Origin of the sequence: Pseudoalteromonas qingdaonensis (assembly GCF_038739665.1) — a bacterium.
Taxonomy (GTDB): Bacteria; Pseudomonadota; Gammaproteobacteria; order Enterobacterales; family Alteromonadaceae; genus Pseudoalteromonas; species Pseudoalteromonas qingdaonensis.
Genome location: NZ_JBCGCU010000017.1, coordinates 41033 through 62711, shown reverse-complemented (window position 1 = coordinate 62711; position 21679 = coordinate 41033). Strand labels below are relative to the sequence as shown.

Below are 21679 nucleotides of genomic sequence, written 5' to 3'. Positions count from 1 at the left end.
ATGGCAAAAGAAAAGTTTGAACGCGTAAAACCGCACGTAAACGTTGGTACAATCGGCCACGTTGACCACGGTAAAACAACTCTAACTGCAGCAATCACTAACGTACTTGCAAAAGTATACGGTGGTACAGCAAAAGACTTCGCATCAATCGATAACGCTCCAGAAGAGCGTGAGCGTGGTATCACCATCTCAACTTCACACGTTGAGTACGACACTCCAACTCGCCACTACGCGCACGTTGACTGTCCTGGACACGCTGACTACGTTAAAAACATGATCACTGGTGCTGCTCAAATGGACGGCGCTATCCTAGTAGTAGCTGCGACTGACGGCCCTATGCCTCAGACTCGTGAGCACATCCTACTTTCTCGTCAGGTTGGTGTACCTTACATCATCGTATTCATGAACAAATGTGACATGGTTGACGACGAAGAGCTACTAGAGCTAGTAGAAATGGAAGTTCGTGAACTTCTTTCTGAGTACGATTTCCCAGGTGACGACCTACCACTAATCCAAGGTTCAGCTCTTAAAGCGCTTGAAGGCGAGAAAGAGTGGGAAGACAAGATCATCGAGCTTGCAGAAGCCCTAGATACTTACATCCCAGAGCCAGAGCGTGACATCGATAAGCCATTCATCATGCCTATCGAAGACGTATTCTCAATCCAGGGTCGTGGTACAGTTGTAACTGGTCGTGTTGAAGCTGGTATCATCAACGTGAACGACGAAGTTGAAATCGTAGGTATCAAAGAAACTACGAAGACAACTTGTACAGGTGTTGAAATGTTCCGTAAGCTTCTAGACGAAGGTCGTGCAGGTGAGAACATCGGTGCCCTTCTACGTGGTACTAAGCGTGACGAAGTTGAGCGTGGTCAAGTACTAGCAGCTCCTGGTACAATCAAGCCGCACACTAAGTTCGAATCAGAAGTATACGTACTTTCTAAAGACGAAGGTGGCCGTCACACGCCATTCTTCAAAGGCTACCGTCCACAGTTCTACTTCCGTACAACTGACGTAACTGGTGACATCCAACTACCAGACGGCGTAGAAATGGTAATGCCTGGCGACAACATCAAGATGACTGTTGAACTAATCTGCCCAATCGCGATGGACGAAGGTCTACGTTTCGCGATCCGTGAAGGTGGTCGTACAGTAGGTGCTGGTGTTGTAGCAAATATCGTAGAGTAATAGTTACTCTCAAGAAAAAAGGCCGCTTTTAGCGGCCTTTTTTGTGCCTGGAAGTTGCGAAGACCACCTTCACGGCGTGAAGGGCGAGAGCCGCCCAGAAATAGCGAAAGCGTGGAGCTATTTCAGGCTCGAGCGCGAGGCAACGGATGCCGAGCCGGGACCAAGCTTCAGGGACGAATTCCTTGCAGGGTGGTGATGCAGGTCAAATCGCAGCGCTCGGAGGTGGAGGCATGGCTGAAAGCGGAAACAAGAGAGTGAATAATTTCACTCTCGCCGCTTGAAGGCGAAGAGCTCTGCGATGAGCGGGGACGCCGACAGGAACCCAGCTACATGGATGTATTGCTAAAACCACGCTTACTTCGAACACCAAAGGCCGCTATGCGGCCTTTTAAACACTCTCCCTCTACTCACTTACGAGTTTAAATCTCCCCACAGCTCTCTGTGGTGCGATCTTGTCGCGTTGGCGACGGCAACCAAAGGGCGGTTTACGCCAACCGCCCCTTGGAACCCCAAGGCGCCCCAACATTGCATAATTTCCTCAACGAGCCACGAGAAATGAACGTAACCAACAGGCACAGCGCATCCCTGCTCTGGGCCTGTTTTCGCCAGCGTCCTGCTGGCGATTACTCTTCTCGTATCTCGTTTCGGATGCAATGTAAGGGGATAGGGCTGACACATCGGTGTTCTTGAGGTGGGCTTGAGCTTGTGGCTGTGGGCGAGGCTTTAGCCTTGAGTGAATCTTAGTCGGCGACCCAGAGATCTCCAACTTTAGCCTTTTTGGGTGCGCCATGACGAGCATACCCCATTGATTTTAAACTGCCTTGTAAGTAAATGTCGTCAAAATAGAGCAAATTTGAATGTCTTCTAAAAATTAACACTGTCATCTAAAAACAATGCTTTCTTTGTTTTAACACGACAAACGTTTATCAGAGTACCCGCCAAGACACCTTACAAGCAAATTTGAATGTCTAAGTAGAATCAAGTATGTCGCCTAAATTGTGTAAATCTCAAATTTTGGCTGGACATTCAAATTTGCTCATACACACTGTGTTTTAGATCATAAATTCGGTAAGAGCTTAATAAAATTGACTAAACAGCGAGTTAGCGCCAATCTAACGAGATTGTCCCCGACGTTAAAACGCCTATGCCAGAGCTGAAGATCCCCGCGAATATTCCCCGTACCCATAGTCGCTTTGGCCGTTGGCTGGGTACCAAGGTGCTGAACTGGTTTGGTTGGCAGGTGGCGGGGGAGTTTCCCGAGCATGGCAAGTTTGTTGCCGCGGTGGCGCCTCATACCTCGAACTGGGACTTTGTTATCGCCATCGCGGTGAAAATGCACCTACAGGTACGGATCCGTTTTTTGGGCAAGCACAGTATCTTTGTCTGGCCCTTGGCGCCTCTGCTGCGCAAATGGGGTGGTATCCCGGTCGACAGGCGCTCCTCCCATGGCGTGGTGGCGCAGGTGAAAACCTTATTCGATAACAGCGACGCACTGATCCTTGGGCTGGCTCCTGAAGGCACCCGCAAATACACGCCGCAATGGAAAAGTGGTTTCCTGCATATTGCCAAGGCGGCGAAGGTGCCTGTGGTGCCTATGGCCTTGGATTACAGTAAAAAGCAGTTTGTGATCATGGCACCGTTAGAGGTTGGGGAAGATATAGATACAACCCTGGCCCGGGTGCAGGCCCTGTATCCCGCCGAGATGGCCAAATATCCCGAGCAGGTGTCAGGCAGCAAGTAACACTAAAGTCAGTGGTGTTTTTACATACAGCAAGCGCTATGATGATGAGAAAATAATAATAAATTAGCCGCTTATGTTCTCGATTGGTGTGATAAGCCTGATTGCCCTGGCCTACCTTGGGGTCTTGTTCGCCGTGGCCTGGTATGCGGATAAATTCAAGCACCGCGCCAGTGCCTGGGTTTATGGTCTGTCGCTCGGGGTGTATTGTACCTCCTGGGCGTTTTACGGCACTACGGCGCAGGCCGCCAATAACGGTTGGTGGCTGGCTCCTACCTATACCGGCACCATTTTACTCTTTATATTTGGCTGGCAAATCTATACCCGTATCGCCACCATCTGTCGCCAGCAGCAATTGACCTCCATGGCCGACTTTATTGCCACCCGCTATGGTCAGTCATCCAGTTTGTCGGGCCTAGTATCGCTGATCTCGGTGATCGCCATAGTGCCCTATATCGCCCTGCAGCTAAATGCCACCAGTGCCAGTATTACCATGCTGACCGAGGTGGAGCGCGGGCAAAACGATTATTTCTACCAGGACAGTACCTTTTATATCACCCTGACCCTGGCGTTGTTCGCGATTTTATTCGGGGCACGAAGGGTGCGTCCCAGTGAGCACAACCCAGGCTTGATGGCCTCTATCGCTTTTGAATCCGTGGTCAAGTTGCTGGCCTTTGTCGGCGTGGGTTTATTTATTTGCTTTGGTCTGTTCGACTCGCCCCAGGCCATTTTTGTGGCGGCGCAGCAGCAGGAAATCGTGGCCCAGATGCAAGCCACAGCCAGCCCAGGCTATGTTTATTGGGTGCATGTCTTGCTTGGACTGCTAGCGACCTTGTGTTTGCCTCGTCAGTTTCATACTGCCTTTATCGAGCATGATGACGAGCGGCAGATAAGGGCCTCGCGCTGGTTGTTCCCCCTTTATCTGTTGCTGATTAACCTCTTTATTCTGCCCATCGCCTATGCGGGCCTGGTGTATTTTCAGGGTCAGGATGTGGGTTACGACACCTTTGTGCTCGCCCTGCCCATTGCCGCCGATGCACCCTGGGTGTCGCTGCTGGCCTTCTTGGGGGGCTTTTCTGCGGCGACCAGCATGGTGATAGTCTCCACCATAGTGCTCTCGATCATGATCACTAATGACTTTATCAACCAGTTTTTACTGCGCCGCTCGCAGCTGAGCTCGTCCCATCGCGGCCTCTCCAAGTTTAAATTACTACAGGCGCGCCGCGTGGTGATAGTGGTGGTACTGCTGCTCAGTTATGCCAGCCATAGAATACTGGCCGAGGGCAATACTTTAGCCAATATGGGCCTGATGTCTTTTACTTTGGTGGCCCAGTTTGCCCCGGCTATGATCATCGGCTTATGGTGGTCTAAGGCATCTTGCCGTGGTGCTCAGCTGGGTATTTTAAGCGGCTCGGCAATCTGGTTTTATACCCTGCTGTTGCCCAGCGTGTATAGCGCCCTGTATGGCGAGGCCGCCTGGCTGAATGAGGGGCCCTGGCAGATTTCCTGGTTGGCGCCCAACGATCTGTTTTCCTTGGGTTTGGAGCCTTTAACCCAGGCCGTGCTGCTGTCTTTGGGTGTGAACACATTTGTGTATTTGCTGGTGCCCTTTATCAGCGCGGCGCAGCTGGCAGAGCGCTTGCAAAGCAATAAGTTTATTTTGCGCAGCGTCGAAGAGCGTGACGCCAATATCGCTCTCAGCTTTCAAGAGTTGGCACTGCTGTTACAGCGCTTTAGTGAGCCGGAAAGGGCCGCCGAGCTGGTTGAAAAGTATTTCCCCGCCGCTCGAAACCGTTGGAAGGAGCAGGCTCCCGCCGCGGTGGAAGAGCAAGTTGAGCGAGAAATGTCGGCCCTGGTTGGTGGTGCCTCGGCGCGGTTGATTTTGGATGTAGCCAGGGATGAAAAACGCCAGCCCTTTGAGCAGGTGGCGGAGTTTGTCGATGAAGCCTCTCAGGTACTGCGCTTTAACCGGGATCTCTTGCAGGCCACCATAGAAAACATAGAGCAGGGTATTAGTGTGGTCGACAGCGACCTCAAACTGGTGGCCTGGAATCAGGGCTATCAGGAGATGTTTGCCTATCCAAAAGACATGCTGGCGGTGGGGCGGCCGGTGGCCGAGTTGATCCGCTTTAACGCCGAGCGTGGCCTGTTTGGATGCCAGCAAATTGAAGCCGAGGTAAGCAAACGCATCGCCCACCTGCGCCGTGGCAGTGCCTATAAATATCGCCGTGAGCACAATGATGGCCGGGTCTTCGAGATGCAGGGTAACCCCTTGCCCGGAGGCGGTTTTGTTACTACTTACACAGATATCAGCGACTTTGTACAGCAGCAGCGCGAGTTGGAGTTGGCCAACCTGAATCTGGAAGAAAAAATTACCGCTCGCACCAGCGAGTTGGTGGCCACCAACTATGCTCTGGTGGCGGCCAAGCGCGAGGCCGAATTAGCCACAGAAAGTAAGAGCCGGTTTTTTGCCGCTGCCAGTCATGATCTATTGCAACCCTTTAATGCCGCGAGTTTATTTTGCTCGCTGATGAGCGAAAAGGCACAGGGCTCGGAATTGGCCGAGCTGGCGCAGAATATTCGCAACTCTCTGGCCAGCGCCGAGGATCTGTTGTCGAGCATTTTGCAGCTCACCAAGCTGGAGTCTGGCTCCTTTAAAATCAATAACACAGATTTCTCCCTGAGCAGTTTGGTGGAGCCTCTAGCCAGTGAATATGGTGCTTTGGCCAAAGATAAGGGGCTGGGATTTCGCCTGCAGAGCGTTGAGGTCATGCTGAAAACCGACAAGGCGCTGCTCAAGCGGGTGCTGAGCAACCTGTTGAGTAACGCCATTCGCTATACCGAGCAAGGCGAGATCCGCGTGCTGTGCGAACGTCATGGTCAGCAGCTATCCATTATGGTGGAGGACACGGGAGCCGGTATTGCCAAGCAAGATCAGGAAGTTATCTTTGAGGAATTTAAACAGTTACACGGCAAGGAGCAGGCCCAGGGTTTAGGTCTGGGGCTGGCCATTAGTAAGCGTATCTGTGCCGCTTTGGATATCAATATGACCTTGGGGTCACAGCTTGGCAAGGGCACTCAGTTTACCCTCAACCTGCCATGCTCTGGCCAGGAGCAAAGCATAGCGCCAGAGTCCAGTGAGCTCAAAGGGCAGGATAATCAACTGGCGGGTCTGCGCATCTGGCTGTTGGACAATGATGATAATGTATTACAGGCGCTGTCTCAGGTGCTCCAGAATTGGGGATGCAGCGTGGCGCTGGCCCATGATCAGGCGCAGCTGGCGGAGCTGGTCAATGACGGTGAAGCGGATATTTTGATTGCCGACTATCAACTTGACGATGGCGTCACCGGCTTGCAGGTGATCCAGGCGTTGGGCCTGGAAGATATGGCGATTGTGATTAACACCGCCAACCATGACGAGGCCATTCGCGAGCGCGTCAGTGATTGTGGTTACCCCTTGTTGTATAAGCCGTTAAAAACTCCGGCATTAAAGCGGATGTTAAAGCGCTTAAAGGCAAAATTATTGCGTGAGTATACCTAGGGTCTGTTTATCTTTGCGGTTTACTTTATGTTCAATCTAAACGCATTCTGATCACGACGCTCGTTATGATGCATAGTCATTCTATGTTCATAGCGAGCAACACAGAGCAGGATGCGTTTAGATGAACCCGTAGGGCAGCGCTTGTAGCGCATTTCTACTGTGTTGTTACATGCTTATGTAGAATAACTACACTACACATGTGCCGCCTTGTATAAATTCACTACAAACTGCTGCAGAAACAAACAACAAAGGTCAACAGACCCTAGAGTTAAAGCTTTTGGTTCAGACACTCTGCATTATCAGCGTCACACATAAGGCCAAAGGTGGTGATGTCATGGGAATCGGGCTCTTTGCCGAGTAGATTTGCAGCAAAGCTCAAAAATAAATCGTTGCGTAACAGGGTAACCATTTCCATGTGGTTAAGTCCCTGATACTTATTAAGTTGCCATGTATTAGACTGCATGCCTTGCCAGTTTTTCGCGGGTGTTACCGTGTCATCATGAGACACGTAAATATAGGCAGGTGTAGCCGAGTCGTGTGCAGTAAGCTTAATGTCGATGTCTTGCGCTGAGAGTTTTGCTCTTTCATGCACTAGCCCGACCGCCTCTTTCATTGTCTCCTCGGAAATCAAGGCGCTAAAAATTGAATCATGCTTGAGTACATTCCACAGCCCCAGCGCTGATTGCTCAAAGTTTGTCATGGGTGCGACTAAATGCAGTTCAGCATTATCAACTTGTTGTGCGACTGCGTGGGCGGCTACTGCACCCATGGAAAAGCCTATTAATTGTACCTTGCTGGGTTTTTCTCTATTTATCACCGAGATGATGGGAGCGACGGTATCTAGGCCAAATTGAAAATGTTCTGAGTTATCAGCACTTTCAATGATAAATACATCTGCGCCTGATTCTAAATGGAGCCACGTAGCCATAATGGTTAGGATCAGGTTTGGTTGACCGTAGCCAGGGAAAATAATAGCCATTGGCTTAGCTAAACTTGTTGGTTTTACGCTCTCTTTCCCCGTGTGAACATATCGCCAAATTTTGTGATTGTCTTTCACCTTAATATCATACTTAAGTGAGGAAGTTACGTCCGAAGGTGAGTGGGCTAAGGCAAGCGCTTCAATACAATGGCCAGAATCGGCACAGATAGTTTTGGGCTGGGTGAGTGTTGCCAGATCGCCTGAAATTGGGGCAGGTTTATAGTCCGTAATTTTGTCAGCAATATACGTGGCGCAGCCGCTCAAGCACATTAAGACAAGGGGCGAGCAAAGTTTTATCCATAAAGGCATGATCTAATTCTGTTTTCAGGTGTTTAACTTGCTATTGTTGCGGATTACATTAGCGTATTGTTTACGCTATAGACAAGTGTCTTTTGTGTAGGGCTTAAGTGATTGTGGTTATCCGTTATTATACAAGCCTCTGAAAAATTGTCGGCCTGAAGACCGACCTTGTCAGGCTTCTTCACTCTCGGCCACTGTGGCCATTTGCTTAAATAAAATGCCCGCCTGGGTGCGGTTATAAACATTGAGCTTTTTTAAAATAGCCGAGACATGCTGCTTGATGGTGGTTTCCTGAATCGACATGGCATAGGCAATCTGCTTATTGAGCATGCCATCGGCTATCATGCTTAGCACTCGATACTGCTGTGGTGTGAGTTTTTCCAGGTTGCGGGCAAATTGGGCCTGCTCACTGTCAACATCGGGGCAAATTTCCGTTTGTGGCGGCAGCCAGTTTTCCCCTTCGATAACCTGGGCTATGGCTTCGCTAATTACATCCAGGGATGAAGACTTGGGAATATAGGCACTGGCACCGAGCGCCATAGCTTGTTCAATTATGCTGGGATGTTCATTGGCGGAGACCATGATCACCAGAATATCCGGGTATTGATTGCGCAGTCGCGCCAGGCCTTCCAAACCTTGAGCTCCGGGAATGGTGAGGTCTAAAAACACCAGTTCAATCTCCGGATGAGCGACAAGGGCGCTAAACAGCTCGGCTAGATCGCTGGCTTCTAAAATTGGCTCATCGGCCATGGCCTGGGCGGCGGCCTGCTTGAGGGCGCTGCGAAATAACGGGTGATCATCGGCGATAATAGCTTGCACACTGGGCATCCTAAGTTGACTCCATCTTCCTCGTTATAGGGGATTTTATTAGTCGCGGCAAGGGCCTGCGTTAAGTTGCATAAGAGAAAGGCGGCCATTTACAATCTGGGGTGGGCTGGCCGCCTTAGTACGCAAATAGGCTTAGAAGTTATAACCTACGGTGAGTGATATGGTGCGCGGGTCACCGTAGTAGCCAATTAAGGTGTTATCGCCACCTAAGCCCGGGGTGTACTTGCTGACATCCGTGGGGTCTGACGCATCTGGGGTGACAAACTGATAGCCGCCGATCATATATTCTTCGTCGGTTAAGTTCTTGCCATGGATGCCAACACGCCAGTGACCGTCGGTGCTGTACCAGTTCACGCTGAGGTTAAGCAGGCCATAGCTGTCCTGGCTGAGTAAGCTGTCTTCTTCAAACAGCACATAGTCGCCACGGTAGTAGTAGTTACCATTGATTACCCAGTCGCCGCTGTCCGTATAGAGGCGATAGGTGGCGCCCAGATTAAAGGTAAGATCCGGGGTGTTGGAGATGCTAAAGCGATCCGACTTATCGAAGGTGTCGCCGGTGATGGGGTCTGTATCTAACACTTCCTTGAAATCAGAGTCGATATAGCCCAGTGAAGCATCGAAGGATAGAGCATCGGTGGCAACATAGTTGAGCTCCACTTCCACCCCGTCCGCCGAGGAATTACCTATATTGCCCAGACGCTGATTAAGCACCGCCGAGTTTTCGCCGGGTAGCACGGAAATATACTGGCGGTCTTCATGATCTAAGGTAAAGAAGGTGATATTGGCGCGCAAGTTGTCGTTCCATTCACTCTTCATACCCAGTTCGTAGGAATCCACAATTTCCGGGTTGGCCGCCGGCTCCGCAGTGCTGGCACGGGGGTTAAAGGTGCCGGATTTAAAGCCTTGGGCGTAGCTGGCGAAGAACATGATGTCGTTATTGTATTGATATTCGACGCCAACGCGTGGGGTAAAGCGTGACCAATCTTTTTCATCGTCCAGGACGAGATTTTCTTCAAAGTCCGGGCGCACATAGCCGGGTACCCAACCATCCTCAGGGTAGATGGTGGCAACCAGGGCGGTGTTATTCACATAGGCTTCTTTTTTGTCCTTGGTATAGCGTGCCCCCAGAGTTAGCGACCATTGGTCGGTTAAATCCACACTACCCTGAATGTAGGCGGCCTTGCTGGTGGAGTTGCTACAGCCGCTAATTTCACGGGTAAAGCTTGGCAAGGGTACGCCAACGCCCAGTTTATCGAGCTGCGCACCTACTTCTAAAATGGCATCAAAGACGCCGCAGGATTCGCCATCGTAGTAATATAAACCAGACACCAGTTTATAGTTATCGCCCTGATGATTCAGTTGCAACTCGTGGGTGGTTTGTTCGTCGTCATAGATGGCGGGTACATCGAAAATTCGTGCCGCGGTATTGTCGAAGTCGATATTGGTTGGCGAATAGCTGTCACGCTTGGCGCCTATATATTTAAACGAGGTGTCATCGCTCATATCCCAGCGTGCGGTCAGGCTGTAGCCTTCCAGCTCCACCTTGTTCCAGGTCGGCATACTGGTGTAAGAATCAAAGGCATCATCCGGTACTGGGGCATCGGTCAGTATGCTGGGTAATAAGCGATAGCCGCCCTTGGCGTTGGAGTCATCGTCGGTTTTATCCCAGCCGAGGCGGAAAAACAGATCTTCCGTGGGGCGATACTCCAGGGTCAGGCGTGCTGCGGTTAGATCTTTGTTGTAGTTTTCCTTATCCTGACCAGCCAGATCCGAGACCAAGAAGTCACCAAAGCCATCGCGATTTAAAGTGGCAAAGCCGTAACCAACATAAAGCTGTTCGTCAATCAGTGGAATTTGCCCAGTGATCTTTAAATCGCGCTGCTTGTAGCTGCCCACCGTGCCTTGAATATCAAAGGTCATATCGCCGGTCATTTCCTTGGTGATATACTTCACCGCGCCGCCAATGGTGTTCTTACCGTAAAGTGTCCCTTGTGGGCCACGTAATACTTCAATTTGCTGGACATCAAGCAAATCCAGTACCGCACCCTGAGGGCGGGCCACGTAAACATCATCTATATAGATACCCACGCCCGGCTCATAACCCCACAACGGGTCTTGCTGGCCTACACCGCGAATAAAGGCGGTGATGGTGGAGTTGGTGCCGCGACTGGCCTGCAAGGTGGTGTTGGGTGAAAACTGCTGCACCTCGGTCATTACCGAAATACCGTTTTCCTGCAGCTGCGCAGCGCCGATAGAGGTAACCGCCACCGGCACCTCTTGCAGGTTCTCTACCGTTTTACGGGCGGTAACCTCGATGCGTTCGAGCTCGGCTTTTTTTACTTCTTCTTCGGCCAAGGCCGTTGGACTTGCCAGTGCACTTGTGAGTGCCGCACCAATCGCTAAGGCTAGACTAGAGCGGCGTAGACTGTATGTGTTCATCCTGTATCCCCTGTTATTGTCGTAGTCCGTGCGCCGGTATTGTTATGGGTCGTCACGGCCTGGATTTGTTTTAAAAATATTAATTAACTGTGACTTTAGGGGAAAAATGCGATGAGGGGGTTAGTACCTTAGTACTATCGCCGCTGCAGCCCTTTATTTATGGGTTTTGAAGCAATTCTATAACCTTAGTACTATGTATTTTAACGAATTGTAGGGCCACACTGATTGCCAGTGTTGTTAACAGAAACAGCTGCTATGCTAGCTCTGATAACTAAAACAATAATAATTCGAGGAGCACTTTTATGCTCAGTATGATTGGCCTTATCGGCGGCCTGGTACTACTTATCATTCTTACCCTGCGCGGCGTTAACCTCTTTATTGCCGCTCCCTTGTGTGCGCTGTTGGTGGCGCTGAGCGGCAATATGGCGCTCTTTCCCGGTGAGAATGTGACTTTAGACTTTGTCAGCACCTATATGAACGGCTTTGCCGGTTTCCTCAGTGCCTGGTTTTTTATGTTCTTACTCGGCTCCTTGTTCGGCAAATTTATGGAAGACAGCGGCGCTGCGGACAGTGTTGCCCGTGCCATAGTCAACAAGTTGGGTATGAAGCACGCGGTGCTGGCCGTAGTGATTGCCTGTGCGGTGTTGACCTATGGCGGTGTCAGCGTCTTTATCGTCGCCTTTTCCGTGTACCCCATGGCCTTGAGCCTGTTTAAAGACGCCAACCTGCCACGGCGCTTTATTCCCGCGACTTTGGCCTTTGGCTCGGTGACCTTTACCATGACCTCGGCGGGCTCGCCGGAGATTCAAAACTGGATCCCTATCAAATATCTGGGCACTTCGCCCTATGCAGCCTGGGAAGTCAGTTTGTTCGTTGCTGTGTTTATGGCCATTGCCGGTTATTGGTGGCTGAAGAAGATGATCACCAAGGCGGTGGCTAACGGCGAGTGTTTCGAAGCCCGTGAAGACGACCCGGAAATTCCCGAGCGCGACTATCCGCACCCAATCACCGGGGTGATCCCCTTGCTGGTGGTGCTGCTTTTATCCTTTACCTTGCATGACGTATTTCATCAAAGTGCGTTAATTGTGGCGCTATTAGGCGGCGTTCTGGCGCTATTGATCATCAACTTCAAGCATTTCCACAACCTAGCGAGTGCCATTAACGAAGGCACAACTGGAGCGCTGGTAGCCATAGGCAACACCAGTGCCGTGGTGGGCTTTGGTGCGGTGGCCAAAAACACCGAGGCCTTTCAGGTGGCGGTGGAAGTCATGACCAATATGCCGGGCAACGAATTGCTCGGCGCGGCGGTGGCCGTCAGTGTGATTGCCGGTTTAACCGGCTCGGCATCCGGCGGTCAGGCCATAGCTCTGCCCTTGGTGGCGCCCCATTACCTGGATGCCGGCGTTAATCCGGAGCAATTACACCGGGTGGTGGCGATCAGTTCCGGGGCGTTGGATACCTTGCCGCACAACGGTTATGTGGTGACCACCATACGCGCCATCTGTAAAGAGACGCACCAGCGTGCCTACTGGTCTATGGCGGCATTAACGGCCGTGTTGCCACTGATTGGCGTGGCCCTGGCGCTCGCCCTATTTATCTTATTCTAAGGAGTGAACAATATGAGCATGCTGCGAATAATAGGTCTTGTTTTAATCTGTGTAGGCCAGTGGGTCTGGGCTCAGGGCGAGCCCCTGCTGGTGGAAAAACAGCGTTTCGCCTTTGCCAACTACACCACGGAGTCGGGGGTGACCTTGCCCGAGGTACAGGTGGGGTGGGAGAGCTACGGCACCCTAAATGACGCCAAGGACAATGTGATTTTGATCACCCATTTCTTCTCCGGTACCTCCCATGCGGCGGGTAAATACAGCCCGGATGATGCCCTGCCTGGTTACTGGGATGCCATTATTGGCCCGGGTAAGGCCATAGATACCAACAAATTCTTTGTGATCAGCTCGGATACCCTGGTTAATGCCAACTGGCACGATAAAAACGTGATCACCACGGGCCCGGCCTCCATCAATCCAAAAACCGGTAAGCCCTATGGCCTGGATTTCCCCGTGGTCACCATAGGCGATTTTGTTGAAGTGCAAAAGCGCCTGCTCGACAGCCTGGGGATTGAAAAGCTCCACGCCGTGATTGGCGCTTCCATGGGCTCTTTCCAGGCGCTGGAATGGTCGGTGCGTTACCCAGATATGGTTGAGCGTTTAGTGCATGTAATTGGCGCGGCGAAAATGGATGCCTGGACTGTGCCGGCGCTGGAGAAGTGGGCCTTGCCTATTCGCCTAGACGCGAACTGGAATAACGGCAATTACTATGAGGGCGAGCGCCCGCTGGCCGGTGTAACTGCCACCATGCTAAACATCACCCAGGACGCCATGCACCCGGAAATTTACAAGGCCAGCTTCCCGAACTTCAAGGTGCAGGACGAGGGCGCAAAGAAAGACATACGCACCCTGCCGGCTATCAACCAGACCCTGCATGAGCGCGCTCTGGCTCGAGCACAAACTCAGGATGCCAACCATATTCTCTATTTGGTACGCGCTTCGCAACTGTACAGCGCTGGCATGCAGGAAGACCTAAACGCGGCGGCACAAAAGATTCAGGCCAAGGTGCTGCTTATGCCCGCCAGTAACGATCTTTTGTTACGCCCCGGCCCGGTGCGCGCCTTTGCCAAGCTGCTTAAAGAGCAAGAGAAAGACGTAAAAATCGAGGAAATTGAGGGTATCTGGGGTCATCTTGACGGTATTTTCTCAATTCAAACAAAAGCGCCCGTGATCGCCGAATTCTTAGCGGAGTAATTATGAGTAAACGCATTTTAATTACCGGTGCCGCCAGTGGCATTGGCCGCTATGTGGCTGAGCATTTGGGCAAGCAGGGCCATGAGATCTTACTGACCGATCTCGATGGTGAGCGAGCCCAGGTCGAGGCCGAACAGCTCCAACAGCAGGGCATTCGTGCCCAGGGCCTGGCGCTGAATGTGGCGGATCTGGCCTCCCTCGGGGATTTTATTGCCAGGCAACCGACCATAGATGTGCTGATCAATAACGCCGGTGTTCAATACGTTGAACGGTTAGACGAGTACCCCTTGGATAAATGGCAGCTGCTGCAGGATGTGTTGCTCAATGGCCCGGCCATGCTCACCAAGGCGGTGCTCCCGGCGATGCGAGAGCAAAACTTTGGCCGTATTATTAATATCGGCTCCATCCATGCCCAGGTGGCCTCCAAGTATAAGTCGGCCTATGTGTCGGCCAAGCATGGCCTTATTGGTTTAGGCAAGGTGCTGGCGCTGGAAACCGGGGATGTAGATATCACGGTTAACACCATTTGCCCGGCCTATGTGAAAACCCCATTGGTTGAGGCGCAAATTGCCAGCCAGGCCAAACAGCATGGCATCACGGAGCAAGAGGTGATCGACACCATAATGCTGGCCCCCATGCCCAAAAAGGCCTTTATCGGCCTGGATGAAATTGCCCACACCGTTGACTTTTTAATGGCGGGTGCGGCGCGCAATATTACTGCCCAAGCCATCGCCCTTGATGGCGGCTGGACGGCGCAATAGGAGAGACGATGGCAGGTTTTAATAAGGTAGTGAACAGCTACGGTGAAGCAATGGCGGGCCTCGAAGATAATATGACGGTGATCGCCGGCGGTTTTGGCCTTTGCGGTATTCCCGAGGGCTTGATTAAAGAAATCAAAAACAAGGGCACCCGAGGTTTGACTGTGGTTTCCAATAACTGCGGCGTCGATGGTTTTGGTTTAGGCATATTGCTTGAAGATAAGCAGATCCACAAAATGGTGGCCTCTTACGTGGGCGAAAACGCCCTGTTTGAGCAGCAACTGCTGAGCGGTGAGCTGGATGTGGAGTTAACCCCTCAGGGCACCCTGGCGGAGAAAATGCGTGCCGGTGGCGCCGGTATTCCCGCGTTTTACACCGCAACCGGGGTCGGCACTGTGGTGGCCGAAGGCAAGGACATCAAGCAGTTTGCTGGCCGTGACTATGTGCTGGAGCCCAGTATTGTTGGCGACTTTGCCATAGTGAAGGCGTGGAAGGCGGATCGTTACGGCAACTGTATCTATCGTCATACGGCGATGAATTTTAACCCCATGGCCGCCACCGCAGGCAAGATCACCGTGGTTGAGGCGGAAGAAATCGTCGAACCTGGGGAGCTGGAACCCAGTCAAATCCACACCCCGGGTATTTATGTGCAACGCGTGATTCAAGGTCAGTTTGAAAAGCGCATCGAAAAACGTACGGTGCGAGGAGCATAACCATGGCGCTGACACGAGAGCAAATGGCGCAGCGCGTCGCCCAGGAATTACGTGACGGTTACTATGTGAACCTCGGTATAGGCATTCCCACCTTGGTCGCTAACTTTGTGCCCAAAGGCATAGATGTGATGCTGCAATCGGAAAACGGCTTGCTGGGCATGGGCGAATATCCGCTTGAGGCACAAGTGGATGCGGATATGATCAATGCGGGTAAGGAAACCGTGACCGCCCGCACCGGTGCGGCGATTTTTAACTCCGCCGAAAGCTTTGCCATGATCCGCGGTGGTCATGTGGACTTAACCGTGTTGGGCGCCTTCGAAGTGGACCAAAACGGCAATATCGCCAGTTGGATGATCCCTGGCAAGCTGGTCAAAGGCATGGGTGGCGCCATGGACCTGGTAGCCGGCGCCAAAAACATTATCTGCACCATGACTCATGCCAGCAAGCATGGCGACTCAAAACTGCTGACTCAGTGTTCGCTGCCGCTCACCGGAGTTGCGTGTATCAACAAGGTGATCACCGACCTGGCGCTGCTGGAAATCAAGGACGGTGCCTTTCACCTGCTTGAACGCGCTCCCGGCGTGAGTGTGGAAGAAATTAAAGCCAAAACCCAGGGCAAGCTCATCTGTCCAGAGCTGGTGCCTGAGATGCAGTTTTAGGTTTCTCCCGATTCTAAATTGCACGACCAAACACCCAGCTAGCCTGCTATGCTGGGTGTTTTTTATGATTAATGTACTGAGTTATGTTAATTTATTTTCTACTGTTGCATAATTCTTATAGTTGTTAATTACAAGGATTGTAAATGCAGTTCGTAAACTCACCTGCTTCTTCCCAGCCAGAAAAAGAAAATCAAGAAACCACACACTCTAAATCAAAGTGTGATGTTACAAATGTAAGGCATGTATATCTTTGTCTAAGTGAGCAGCTGATGCTGACAAAGAGTCGCTTTAAACTAAACATTGCGAACCCTCAGAGAGTGTTTATTCATAGGCATATATCAATTGGACTTATATCTCATTTAGTACATTTAAGTATGTTAATCATAAGCTTGCCTTTACTGGCTTTTCTAGCTATTTATGTAGAAAAAGAGGCTATTGATTCAGTTGGATTATTTTCAAATAAAACCACACTGCGCTTGATATACCAATTTTTCTTTATTGCGCTAATATTCTGGTATCTAAGGTGTCTATACCTTAAGTCCAGATCTCTAAGTTTCAAACGTTATTGGATTGCTATGGCATCAAATTCAGCGATGTTCACTCTAATAAATTTTGTAAAATATTACGTCTTCATTTTACTTATTGTCAGTATCACTTCTTTAGATTCAGGGCAGCCTGTTGGTTACTATTTTGCGGAGATGGTAGATGGACCAATTTCTGACGAGTTAGAAGCTTTAGATTGCTTTGCCAGTCTGATGATCGTTGCGTTTTCATTCAGGTTTTGTATCAGGGAGATAGAAAGATGAGTAGATTTATCTTAGTACTCCTATTGCTAGTATTCACAAAACCGCTGCTAGCTAAAATTAACCTTCCTAGTAATTGTGATGAATATAAGGAAGTAGCTCAAAGTAACTTTGTTCTTTTGAATAAAAAGGAACTTATTCAACTTGGTGAATGTATAGCGCAAGTACAATTAAAAACTAAAAAGATCGACTGGATATCTGATTCCTGTGAAGAAATATCAGAAGACGAAAAGAATATATTTGGTGTTCTTAGTTTGTCAAAAGTGGATGCTATACAGATAGGTATGTGCTTAGGAGTGATTAATACAATTTACACCAGATTTGATGGTGCTTATGTGTATCAGCTTAGTAGTTACTCAAGTTACAGAAGATCAAATAAGAAATATAGGTGCCTTAAGGGTGAACCTGCTATATCAAAGTTAATAAAGCTAGAAAACCAAATTTTGGATATCGAGCAGATTAGGGATGAGCTTTGCGCTCATGTTTATGGATAAAGAATGAGCAGAACCGATACTGATCTTAGAACATTAAATGGCCTAGCCATTAACTTTATTTCAAAAGACCCAGATTTTAGGTTGCCGGAGCCGCTGCGCTCTTCTCTGAATAATGTTTTTATTAGAGGGAAGTCTAGTTACCAATCTGAAATAGTCATATGTAATAGTTCCGAATCATTTAAAAATAATAAGTTTACAGTCAAAAAAGCGAAGGTAAATGCAATCTACAATGCTCTTTGCTTACTGACTCTAACTGATACCAAGAACGTCAAAAAGGTTTTTGATGATTATCATAAGTCCAAAATAAATCGTACAAAATTTAAAGTTACTGATAACTCCTTGAGAAGTTCTTCAGACGAGCATTTGGCAGCGATCTTGTTCTTTCAAGTGACACAAGACATACGAGAAAGAGTCATTAAGCAACTAGAAAAGCCGACCTTTGATTTATTCGAGCATAAGCTTACATCGCCATTTAAGCATATAAATGGTCACCCTGATGATCTTAAGCCAATGGAAATATTGTTTGATGAGAATATATGTTGGCTAGAAGTAACAGAGAAATATAATCTTGCTGAAAAGTTTTTCGCAAATAGTGATTGTAGGAATGCGCTTGAAACGATTAGAAGTATCGGTCACCGTGCCTTAGAAAACTCCCCTACATGTAAAGCGCTCACATTGAAAACCAAGGCTCTACAGCAAGAGGCAGAAGATGCCTGGAATTATTTTCAAAGAATTATCAAATAGGCTTTTTTGTGCGCCGCACAAAATCAGAATGGCTCCTAAGTCAATTACAGGAGTCAATTATGGCCTCATTAGAAAACATATTTCGAGCGTTCCCAGAGGATGTGAATAGAAGGTACTTTTCTTCAGCAGTCTCTATTAACGAGCAATTAGCAAAACATGTTCACTATCACCTCTTAGGAGGTAAACGATTGGTGATAGCCCCCAACCTAATCCGTTTTAAATTGGGTAATTACCGTTTGATTTTTCAGGCTAAAAGCGACTCATACCAACCGCTAACACTTATTCACAGAAAAAACCTGACATCTTTTTTAAAGCGAAGGTGAAAGAGCATCGTCTTTCACTCAAAAAATTTAAAGGAAAATTCGTATGAGTAAAAAAATCAAACCAGCAGATAACTCTGCAAACCAGCAGAATGCCAATAAAGGTACCAAAGGGACGAATCGTCAATACGATCAAGCACAAGGTAATCGCGGCAAACAATTAAACTCTAAAGGTGAAAAGCAATGATTAGTTTAAATTTAGAAAATTCAGATGGTTATAGCTATGAGCCTGAGGTGAATGGTGTTGATGAGTTGGAACTCTCGGTTTCATTGTTAAACTTCGAAAAGTTGAAATGGAAGCTTACTAAATCAACTGAAAGCACTTGGTCAGAAGATGTTTGTGACTTGGCCGAACGTGAATATCGCAAGTTTTTATCGTTGAAAAAATGGTATCCAAAACAATCGCTAGTGCCAAGCAAGTTAATAGACAAGTTTTGGCATGAACATATTTTAGATACCAAAAGTTACATGGAAGACTGCGAAGCTGTTTTTGGCTATTACATTCATCACTATCCTTACTTTGGTATTTATGGTGAAGATGATCAACAGAGCTTACAGGAAGCTTTTAACGAAACAGTTGGGCTCTATGAGAATCATTTTGGTAAGTATCCTGTGGATGAGCATTTTGGGAGTGGTCAAGCAGCCCGATGTGAAGATCATGCCTGTCATGTACCAACAACTTGTGCTTGCCGAGTTCCAAACGCGTGTAAATAACCTCTGAAGCTAGGCCCTTTTATAACAGAGGGCCTAGTTATATATGAGAAGCAAGGAGAGTTTTTTTTAGTTGTTTTTTATTTGTAAAAGCTGCTTACATTTTATTCGGTGCAACGTGGCGTGGTTTGGGTCATGCTAGGTGTTCGAATGCAAAGGAGAAAGCACAATGCGATGTCATGAAGTTGATTATGAAATTATCGGCCATTCAATGCAGATGGTGGAAGTGGAACTGGACCCAGGTGAGGCGGTGATCGCCGAAGCGGGGGCGATGAACTATCTTGAAGACGGCATTCAATATGAAGCCAAAATGGGTGATGGCTCACAGGTCAATCAAGGCTTTATGAGCAAGCTGTTTAGCGCCGGTAAGCGCATGATCACCGGTGAATCCCTGTTTATGACTCACTTTACCAATCAGGGTATGGGTAAAAAACGTGTAGCTTTTGCCGCGCCTTTCCCGGGCAGTATTGTGCCCTTAAATATGGCCGAGCTGGGTGAGCAGGTGTTCCTACAAAAAGACTCCTTCCTGTGCGCGGCACTGGGCACCGAGGTCAACATCGCCTTTCAGCGTAAATTAGGTGCTGGTTTCTTTGGCGGCGAAGGCTTTATTTTGCAGCGCTTGGAAGGCGACGGCATGGCATTTGCTCATGCTGGTGGCACTGTGGTTGAGAAACAGCTTAACGGTGAAACACTGCGTTTAGACACGGGCTGTGTAGTCGGCTTTACCGGTGGTATCGAATTTGATATCGAGCGGGTTAAAGGGTTGCGTTCCATGTTCTTCGGCGGCGAAGGCCTGTTTCTGACCACGCTGCGTGGCCATGGCACAGTGTGGATCCAAAGTCTGCCATTCTCACGACTAGCAGATCGCGTGCTTGAACATGCTCCAAAAGTGGGAGGATCACGCCAAGGCGAGGGCTCGGTCCTTGGCGGTATCGGCGATATGATAGGCGGCGATTAATTCACGCCGTCTCGCCTTACTTACTGGCAATGCCGCACAGGTATTGCCATTCTTGCTCGGTGACCGGCATCACCGACAAGCGCCCGGATTTTTTCAGCGCCAGCTCTTCGATGGCCGGGTCGGCTTTAATAGCCTGTAAGGTCACCGGCTTGTTAAAGGTTTCCCGGTACTGCACATCGACACTAAACCAGCGCGGCGCCTCGGCTGTGGCTTTTGGGTCATAGTAATCGCCGCTGGCATCGAATTGTGATGGGTCTGCATAGGGGCCATTCACTATCTCGGCCACGCCGACTATGGCGGGTACCTTGCAGCTTGAATGATAAATAAACACCTTGTCGCCCACCTTCATGCCATCGCGAATAAAATTACGGGCCTGATAATTACGTACACCATCCCACACCGTGGTGCCGTTCGGCGCCGCTTTTAGGTCTGCCAATGAAAACGCATCGGGCTCTGTTTTGAGTAGCCAATAAGCCATGTCGGGTCCTGTGCTGAGCTAGGTAATCGGGTTCATTGTATAGTATTATCATTGTATTAGCTGCAATGTGGAAATGAGGACACAATGAGCCAAGCATTAGATAATTTATTGTCGCTGTTAAAACTGGAAGAAATCGAGTTGGGCCTGTATCGCGGTGCCAGCCAGGACCTTGGTTTTAAGGCCGTTTTTGGCGGCCAGGTTATGGGTCAGGCGCTTTCAGCCGCCAAGGAAACCTTGCCTGAGGGCCGTGTGGTTCACTCATTGCACTCGTACTTTTTACGCCCCGGCGATGCCTCGCGTCCCATAGTTTATGATGTGGAAAATATCCGCGACGGTAAGAGCCTAAGCACCCGCCGTGTCAGCGCCATTCAGTACGGCAAACCTATTTTCTATATGACCGCCTCTTTCTCCGGCGACGCCCAGGGCCTGGAGCACCAAAGCACCATGCCGGATGTGCCGGCACCGGAAGGCCTGCGTTCGGCGCTGGAGTTTTATCAAGAGCATGCGCACCAAATTCCCGAGCCCATTCGCAACAAGTTTATCAGCGAAAAGCCCATCGACATGCGCCCGGTGAATTTCCAAAACCCCTTTAAGCCGCAGGTGGCCGAGCCTATTAAGCATATCTGGTTTAAGACCAATGGCGAGATGCCGGACGACCAGCGTATTCACAATTATTTGCTGGCCTATGCGTCGGACTTCGAGTTTTTACCAACGGCACTTCAGCCGCATGGCAAGTCCTTTATGCACCCGAACATGCAGGTTGCCACCATAGATCACTCCATGTGGTTCCACCGTCCATTCCGTATGGACGAATGGATGCTCTATAGCGTTGATAGCCCCAGCGCCAGCTGTGGCCGAGGCCTGGTACGCGGCCAGTTCTTTGACCGCAAGGGCAATCTGGTTGCTTCCACCATTCAAGAAGGTGTGATGCGCGAAAGGTAGGTTAAAACTGCTGCGCTCGACATTACGGCGTTAAAAATCGCTTCAAAGTCCTCATTTACGGCCAGTAAACTGCGGCTTTTCAGCGATTTTTGCCTTGTACTGACTTCGCTCGCAACGTTTTCGTGAGTTAGATTTTTGTAAGGTCGCCGACACCGGCTTACAGTAAATGCTATTAACTTGGATGCTAGCAAGTCATCCATGAAGCACCTCTCCTGTCGGCGTCCCCGCTCCTCGCAGAGCTCGTCACCTTCAAGCGGCGAGAGTGAAACTATTCACTCTCTTGTGTCCGCT

Annotated in this window: 19 protein-coding genes; 15 read left to right on the top strand and 4 right to left on the bottom strand. The window is 49.6% G+C overall.

Annotated elements, in window-relative coordinates; genetic code table 11:
* From tuf to WCN91_RS13365, 3 genes are all read left to right on the top strand, one after another.
* Nucleotides 1-1185, top strand: coding sequence for an elongation factor Tu (tuf, locus tag WCN91_RS13375; RefSeq protein ID WP_342679847.1), 1185 nt, complete (start codon nt 1-3; stop codon nt 1183-1185).
* Between the two features lie 1144 nt (nt 1186-2329).
* Entirely contained in the window at nt 2330-2926 is a 597-nt protein-coding gene (locus tag WCN91_RS13370) for a lysophospholipid acyltransferase family protein (RefSeq protein WP_342679845.1), read from the top strand.
* 73 nt (nt 2927-2999) lie between these two features.
* Nucleotides 3000-6464 carry a PAS domain-containing hybrid sensor histidine kinase/response regulator gene (locus WCN91_RS13365; RefSeq protein ID WP_342679843.1) on the top strand — a complete coding sequence of 1155 codons (3465 nt, stop codon included), beginning with the start codon at nt 3000-3002 and terminating at the stop codon, nt 6462-6464.
* Between the two features lie 268 nt (nt 6465-6732).
* Here the strand turns inward: WCN91_RS13365 and WCN91_RS13360 are convergent, their stop codons facing one another.
* The 3 genes from WCN91_RS13360 to WCN91_RS13350 form a co-directional block, all read right to left on the bottom strand.
* Nucleotides 6733-7752 (bottom strand): hypothetical protein, encoded by a 1020-nt coding sequence (locus WCN91_RS13360; protein ID WP_342679841.1) that lies wholly within the window; start codon nt 7750-7752, stop codon nt 6733-6735.
* Nucleotides 7753-7914: 162 nt separating this feature from the next.
* Complete coding sequence (locus WCN91_RS13355; protein ID WP_342679840.1) at nt 7915-8571, bottom strand: response regulator; 657 nt, start codon at nt 8569-8571, stop codon at nt 7915-7917.
* 132 nt (nt 8572-8703) lie between these two features.
* Complete coding sequence (locus WCN91_RS13350; RefSeq protein ID WP_342679838.1) at nt 8704-11010, bottom strand: TonB-dependent receptor; 2307 nt, start codon at nt 11008-11010, stop codon at nt 8704-8706.
* A 302-nt stretch (nt 11011-11312) separates the two neighbouring features.
* Between WCN91_RS13350 and WCN91_RS13345 the strand changes: the two genes are divergently transcribed.
* The 11 genes from WCN91_RS13345 to WCN91_RS13295 all read left to right on the top strand — a co-directional run bounded on the left by WCN91_RS13345 (nt 11313) and on the right by WCN91_RS13295 (nt 19968).
* Complete coding sequence (locus tag WCN91_RS13345; protein ID WP_342679837.1) at nt 11313-12617, top strand: GntP family permease; 1305 nt, start codon at nt 11313-11315, stop codon at nt 12615-12617.
* A 12-nt stretch (nt 12618-12629) separates the two neighbouring features.
* Nucleotides 12630-13808: an E22 family MetX-like putative esterase gene (locus WCN91_RS13340; RefSeq protein WP_342679836.1), complete on the top strand. Its 1179-nt coding sequence runs from the start codon at nt 12630-12632 to the stop codon at nt 13806-13808.
* Nucleotides 13809-13810: 2 nt separating this feature from the next.
* Complete coding sequence (locus WCN91_RS13335) at nt 13811-14569, top strand: 3-hydroxybutyrate dehydrogenase (RefSeq protein ID WP_342679835.1); 759 nt, start codon at nt 13811-13813, stop codon at nt 14567-14569.
* An 8-nt stretch (nt 14570-14577) separates the two neighbouring features.
* Entirely contained in the window at nt 14578-15279 is a 702-nt protein-coding gene (locus tag WCN91_RS13330; protein WP_342679834.1) for a CoA transferase subunit A, read from the top strand.
* Nucleotides 15280-15281: 2 nt separating this feature from the next.
* A complete protein-coding gene (locus WCN91_RS13325) occupies nt 15282-15938 on the top strand; it encodes a CoA transferase subunit B (protein WP_342679832.1) in 657 nt (218 codons plus the stop codon).
* A 143-nt stretch (nt 15939-16081) separates the two neighbouring features.
* Entirely contained in the window at nt 16082-16744 is a 663-nt protein-coding gene (locus WCN91_RS13320; protein WP_342679830.1) for a hypothetical protein, read from the top strand.
* Complete coding sequence (locus WCN91_RS13315) at nt 16741-17235, top strand: hypothetical protein (RefSeq protein WP_342679828.1); 495 nt, start codon at nt 16741-16743, stop codon at nt 17233-17235. The genes WCN91_RS13320 and WCN91_RS13315 overlap by 4 nt, the downstream gene beginning before the upstream one ends.
* Before the next feature lie 3 nt (nt 17236-17238).
* On the top strand, nt 17239-17979 hold the full coding sequence (locus WCN91_RS13310; RefSeq protein ID WP_342679826.1) for a hypothetical protein: 741 nt from the start codon (nt 17239-17241) through the stop codon (nt 17977-17979).
* A gap of 366 nt (nt 17980-18345) precedes the next feature.
* The gene (locus WCN91_RS13305) at nt 18346-18486 is read left to right on the top strand and encodes a hypothetical protein (RefSeq protein ID WP_342679824.1); all 141 of its coding nucleotides are present in this window, start codon (nt 18346-18348) and stop codon (nt 18484-18486) included.
* Nucleotides 18483-19013 (top strand): glycine-rich domain-containing protein, encoded by a 531-nt coding sequence (locus tag WCN91_RS13300; RefSeq protein WP_342679822.1) that lies wholly within the window; start codon nt 18483-18485, stop codon nt 19011-19013. Before WCN91_RS13305 ends, WCN91_RS13300 begins: the two co-directional genes overlap by 4 nt.
* 166 nt (nt 19014-19179) lie before the next feature.
* The gene (locus WCN91_RS13295) at nt 19180-19968 is read left to right on the top strand and encodes a TIGR00266 family protein (RefSeq protein ID WP_342679821.1); all 789 of its coding nucleotides are present in this window, start codon (nt 19180-19182) and stop codon (nt 19966-19968) included.
* A gap of 16 nt (nt 19969-19984) precedes the next feature.
* On the opposite strand, the gene WCN91_RS13290 is transcribed toward WCN91_RS13295, so the two are convergent.
* Nucleotides 19985-20446 carry an EVE domain-containing protein gene (locus WCN91_RS13290; RefSeq protein WP_342679820.1) on the bottom strand — a complete coding sequence of 154 codons (462 nt, stop codon included), beginning with the start codon at nt 20444-20446 and terminating at the stop codon, nt 19985-19987.
* Nucleotides 20447-20530: 84 nt separating this feature from the next.
* Between WCN91_RS13290 and tesB the strand changes: the two genes are divergently transcribed.
* On the top strand, nt 20531-21388 hold the full coding sequence (gene tesB / locus WCN91_RS13285) for an acyl-CoA thioesterase II (RefSeq protein WP_342679819.1): 858 nt from the start codon (nt 20531-20533) through the stop codon (nt 21386-21388).
* The last annotated feature ends 291 nt before the right edge of the window (nt 21389-21679 follow it).

Coding starts and splice junctions, on each gene's coding strand:
- tuf (WP_342679847.1), top strand. CDS start 1: ATGGCAAAAGAAAAGTTTGAACGCGTAAAACCGCACGTAAACGTTGGT.
- WCN91_RS13370 (WP_342679845.1), top strand. CDS start 2,330: ATGCCAGAGCTGAAGATCCCCGCGAATATTCCCCGTACCCATAGTCGC.
- WCN91_RS13365 (WP_342679843.1), top strand. CDS start 3,000: ATGTTCTCGATTGGTGTGATAAGCCTGATTGCCCTGGCCTACCTTGGG.
- WCN91_RS13360 (WP_342679841.1), bottom strand. CDS start 7,752: ATGCCTTTATGGATAAAACTTTGCTCGCCCCTTGTCTTAATGTGCTTG.
- WCN91_RS13355 (WP_342679840.1), bottom strand. CDS start 8,571: ATGCCCAGTGTGCAAGCTATTATCGCCGATGATCACCCGTTATTTCGC.
- WCN91_RS13350 (WP_342679838.1), bottom strand. CDS start 11,010: ATGAACACATACAGTCTACGCCGCTCTAGTCTAGCCTTAGCGATTGGT.
- WCN91_RS13345 (WP_342679837.1), top strand. CDS start 11,313: ATGCTCAGTATGATTGGCCTTATCGGCGGCCTGGTACTACTTATCATT.
- WCN91_RS13340 (WP_342679836.1), top strand. CDS start 12,630: ATGAGCATGCTGCGAATAATAGGTCTTGTTTTAATCTGTGTAGGCCAG.
- WCN91_RS13335 (WP_342679835.1), top strand. CDS start 13,811: ATGAGTAAACGCATTTTAATTACCGGTGCCGCCAGTGGCATTGGCCGC.
- WCN91_RS13330 (WP_342679834.1), top strand. CDS start 14,578: ATGGCAGGTTTTAATAAGGTAGTGAACAGCTACGGTGAAGCAATGGCG.
- WCN91_RS13325 (WP_342679832.1), top strand. CDS start 15,282: ATGGCGCTGACACGAGAGCAAATGGCGCAGCGCGTCGCCCAGGAATTA.
- WCN91_RS13320 (WP_342679830.1), top strand. CDS start 16,082: ATGCAGTTCGTAAACTCACCTGCTTCTTCCCAGCCAGAAAAAGAAAAT.
- WCN91_RS13315 (WP_342679828.1), top strand. CDS start 16,741: ATGAGTAGATTTATCTTAGTACTCCTATTGCTAGTATTCACAAAACCG.
- WCN91_RS13310 (WP_342679826.1), top strand. CDS start 17,239: ATGAGCAGAACCGATACTGATCTTAGAACATTAAATGGCCTAGCCATT.
- WCN91_RS13305 (WP_342679824.1), top strand. CDS start 18,346: ATGAGTAAAAAAATCAAACCAGCAGATAACTCTGCAAACCAGCAGAAT.
- WCN91_RS13300 (WP_342679822.1), top strand. CDS start 18,483: ATGATTAGTTTAAATTTAGAAAATTCAGATGGTTATAGCTATGAGCCT.
- WCN91_RS13295 (WP_342679821.1), top strand. CDS start 19,180: ATGCGATGTCATGAAGTTGATTATGAAATTATCGGCCATTCAATGCAG.
- WCN91_RS13290 (WP_342679820.1), bottom strand. CDS start 20,446: ATGGCTTATTGGCTACTCAAAACAGAGCCCGATGCGTTTTCATTGGCA.
- tesB (WP_342679819.1), top strand. CDS start 20,531: ATGAGCCAAGCATTAGATAATTTATTGTCGCTGTTAAAACTGGAAGAA.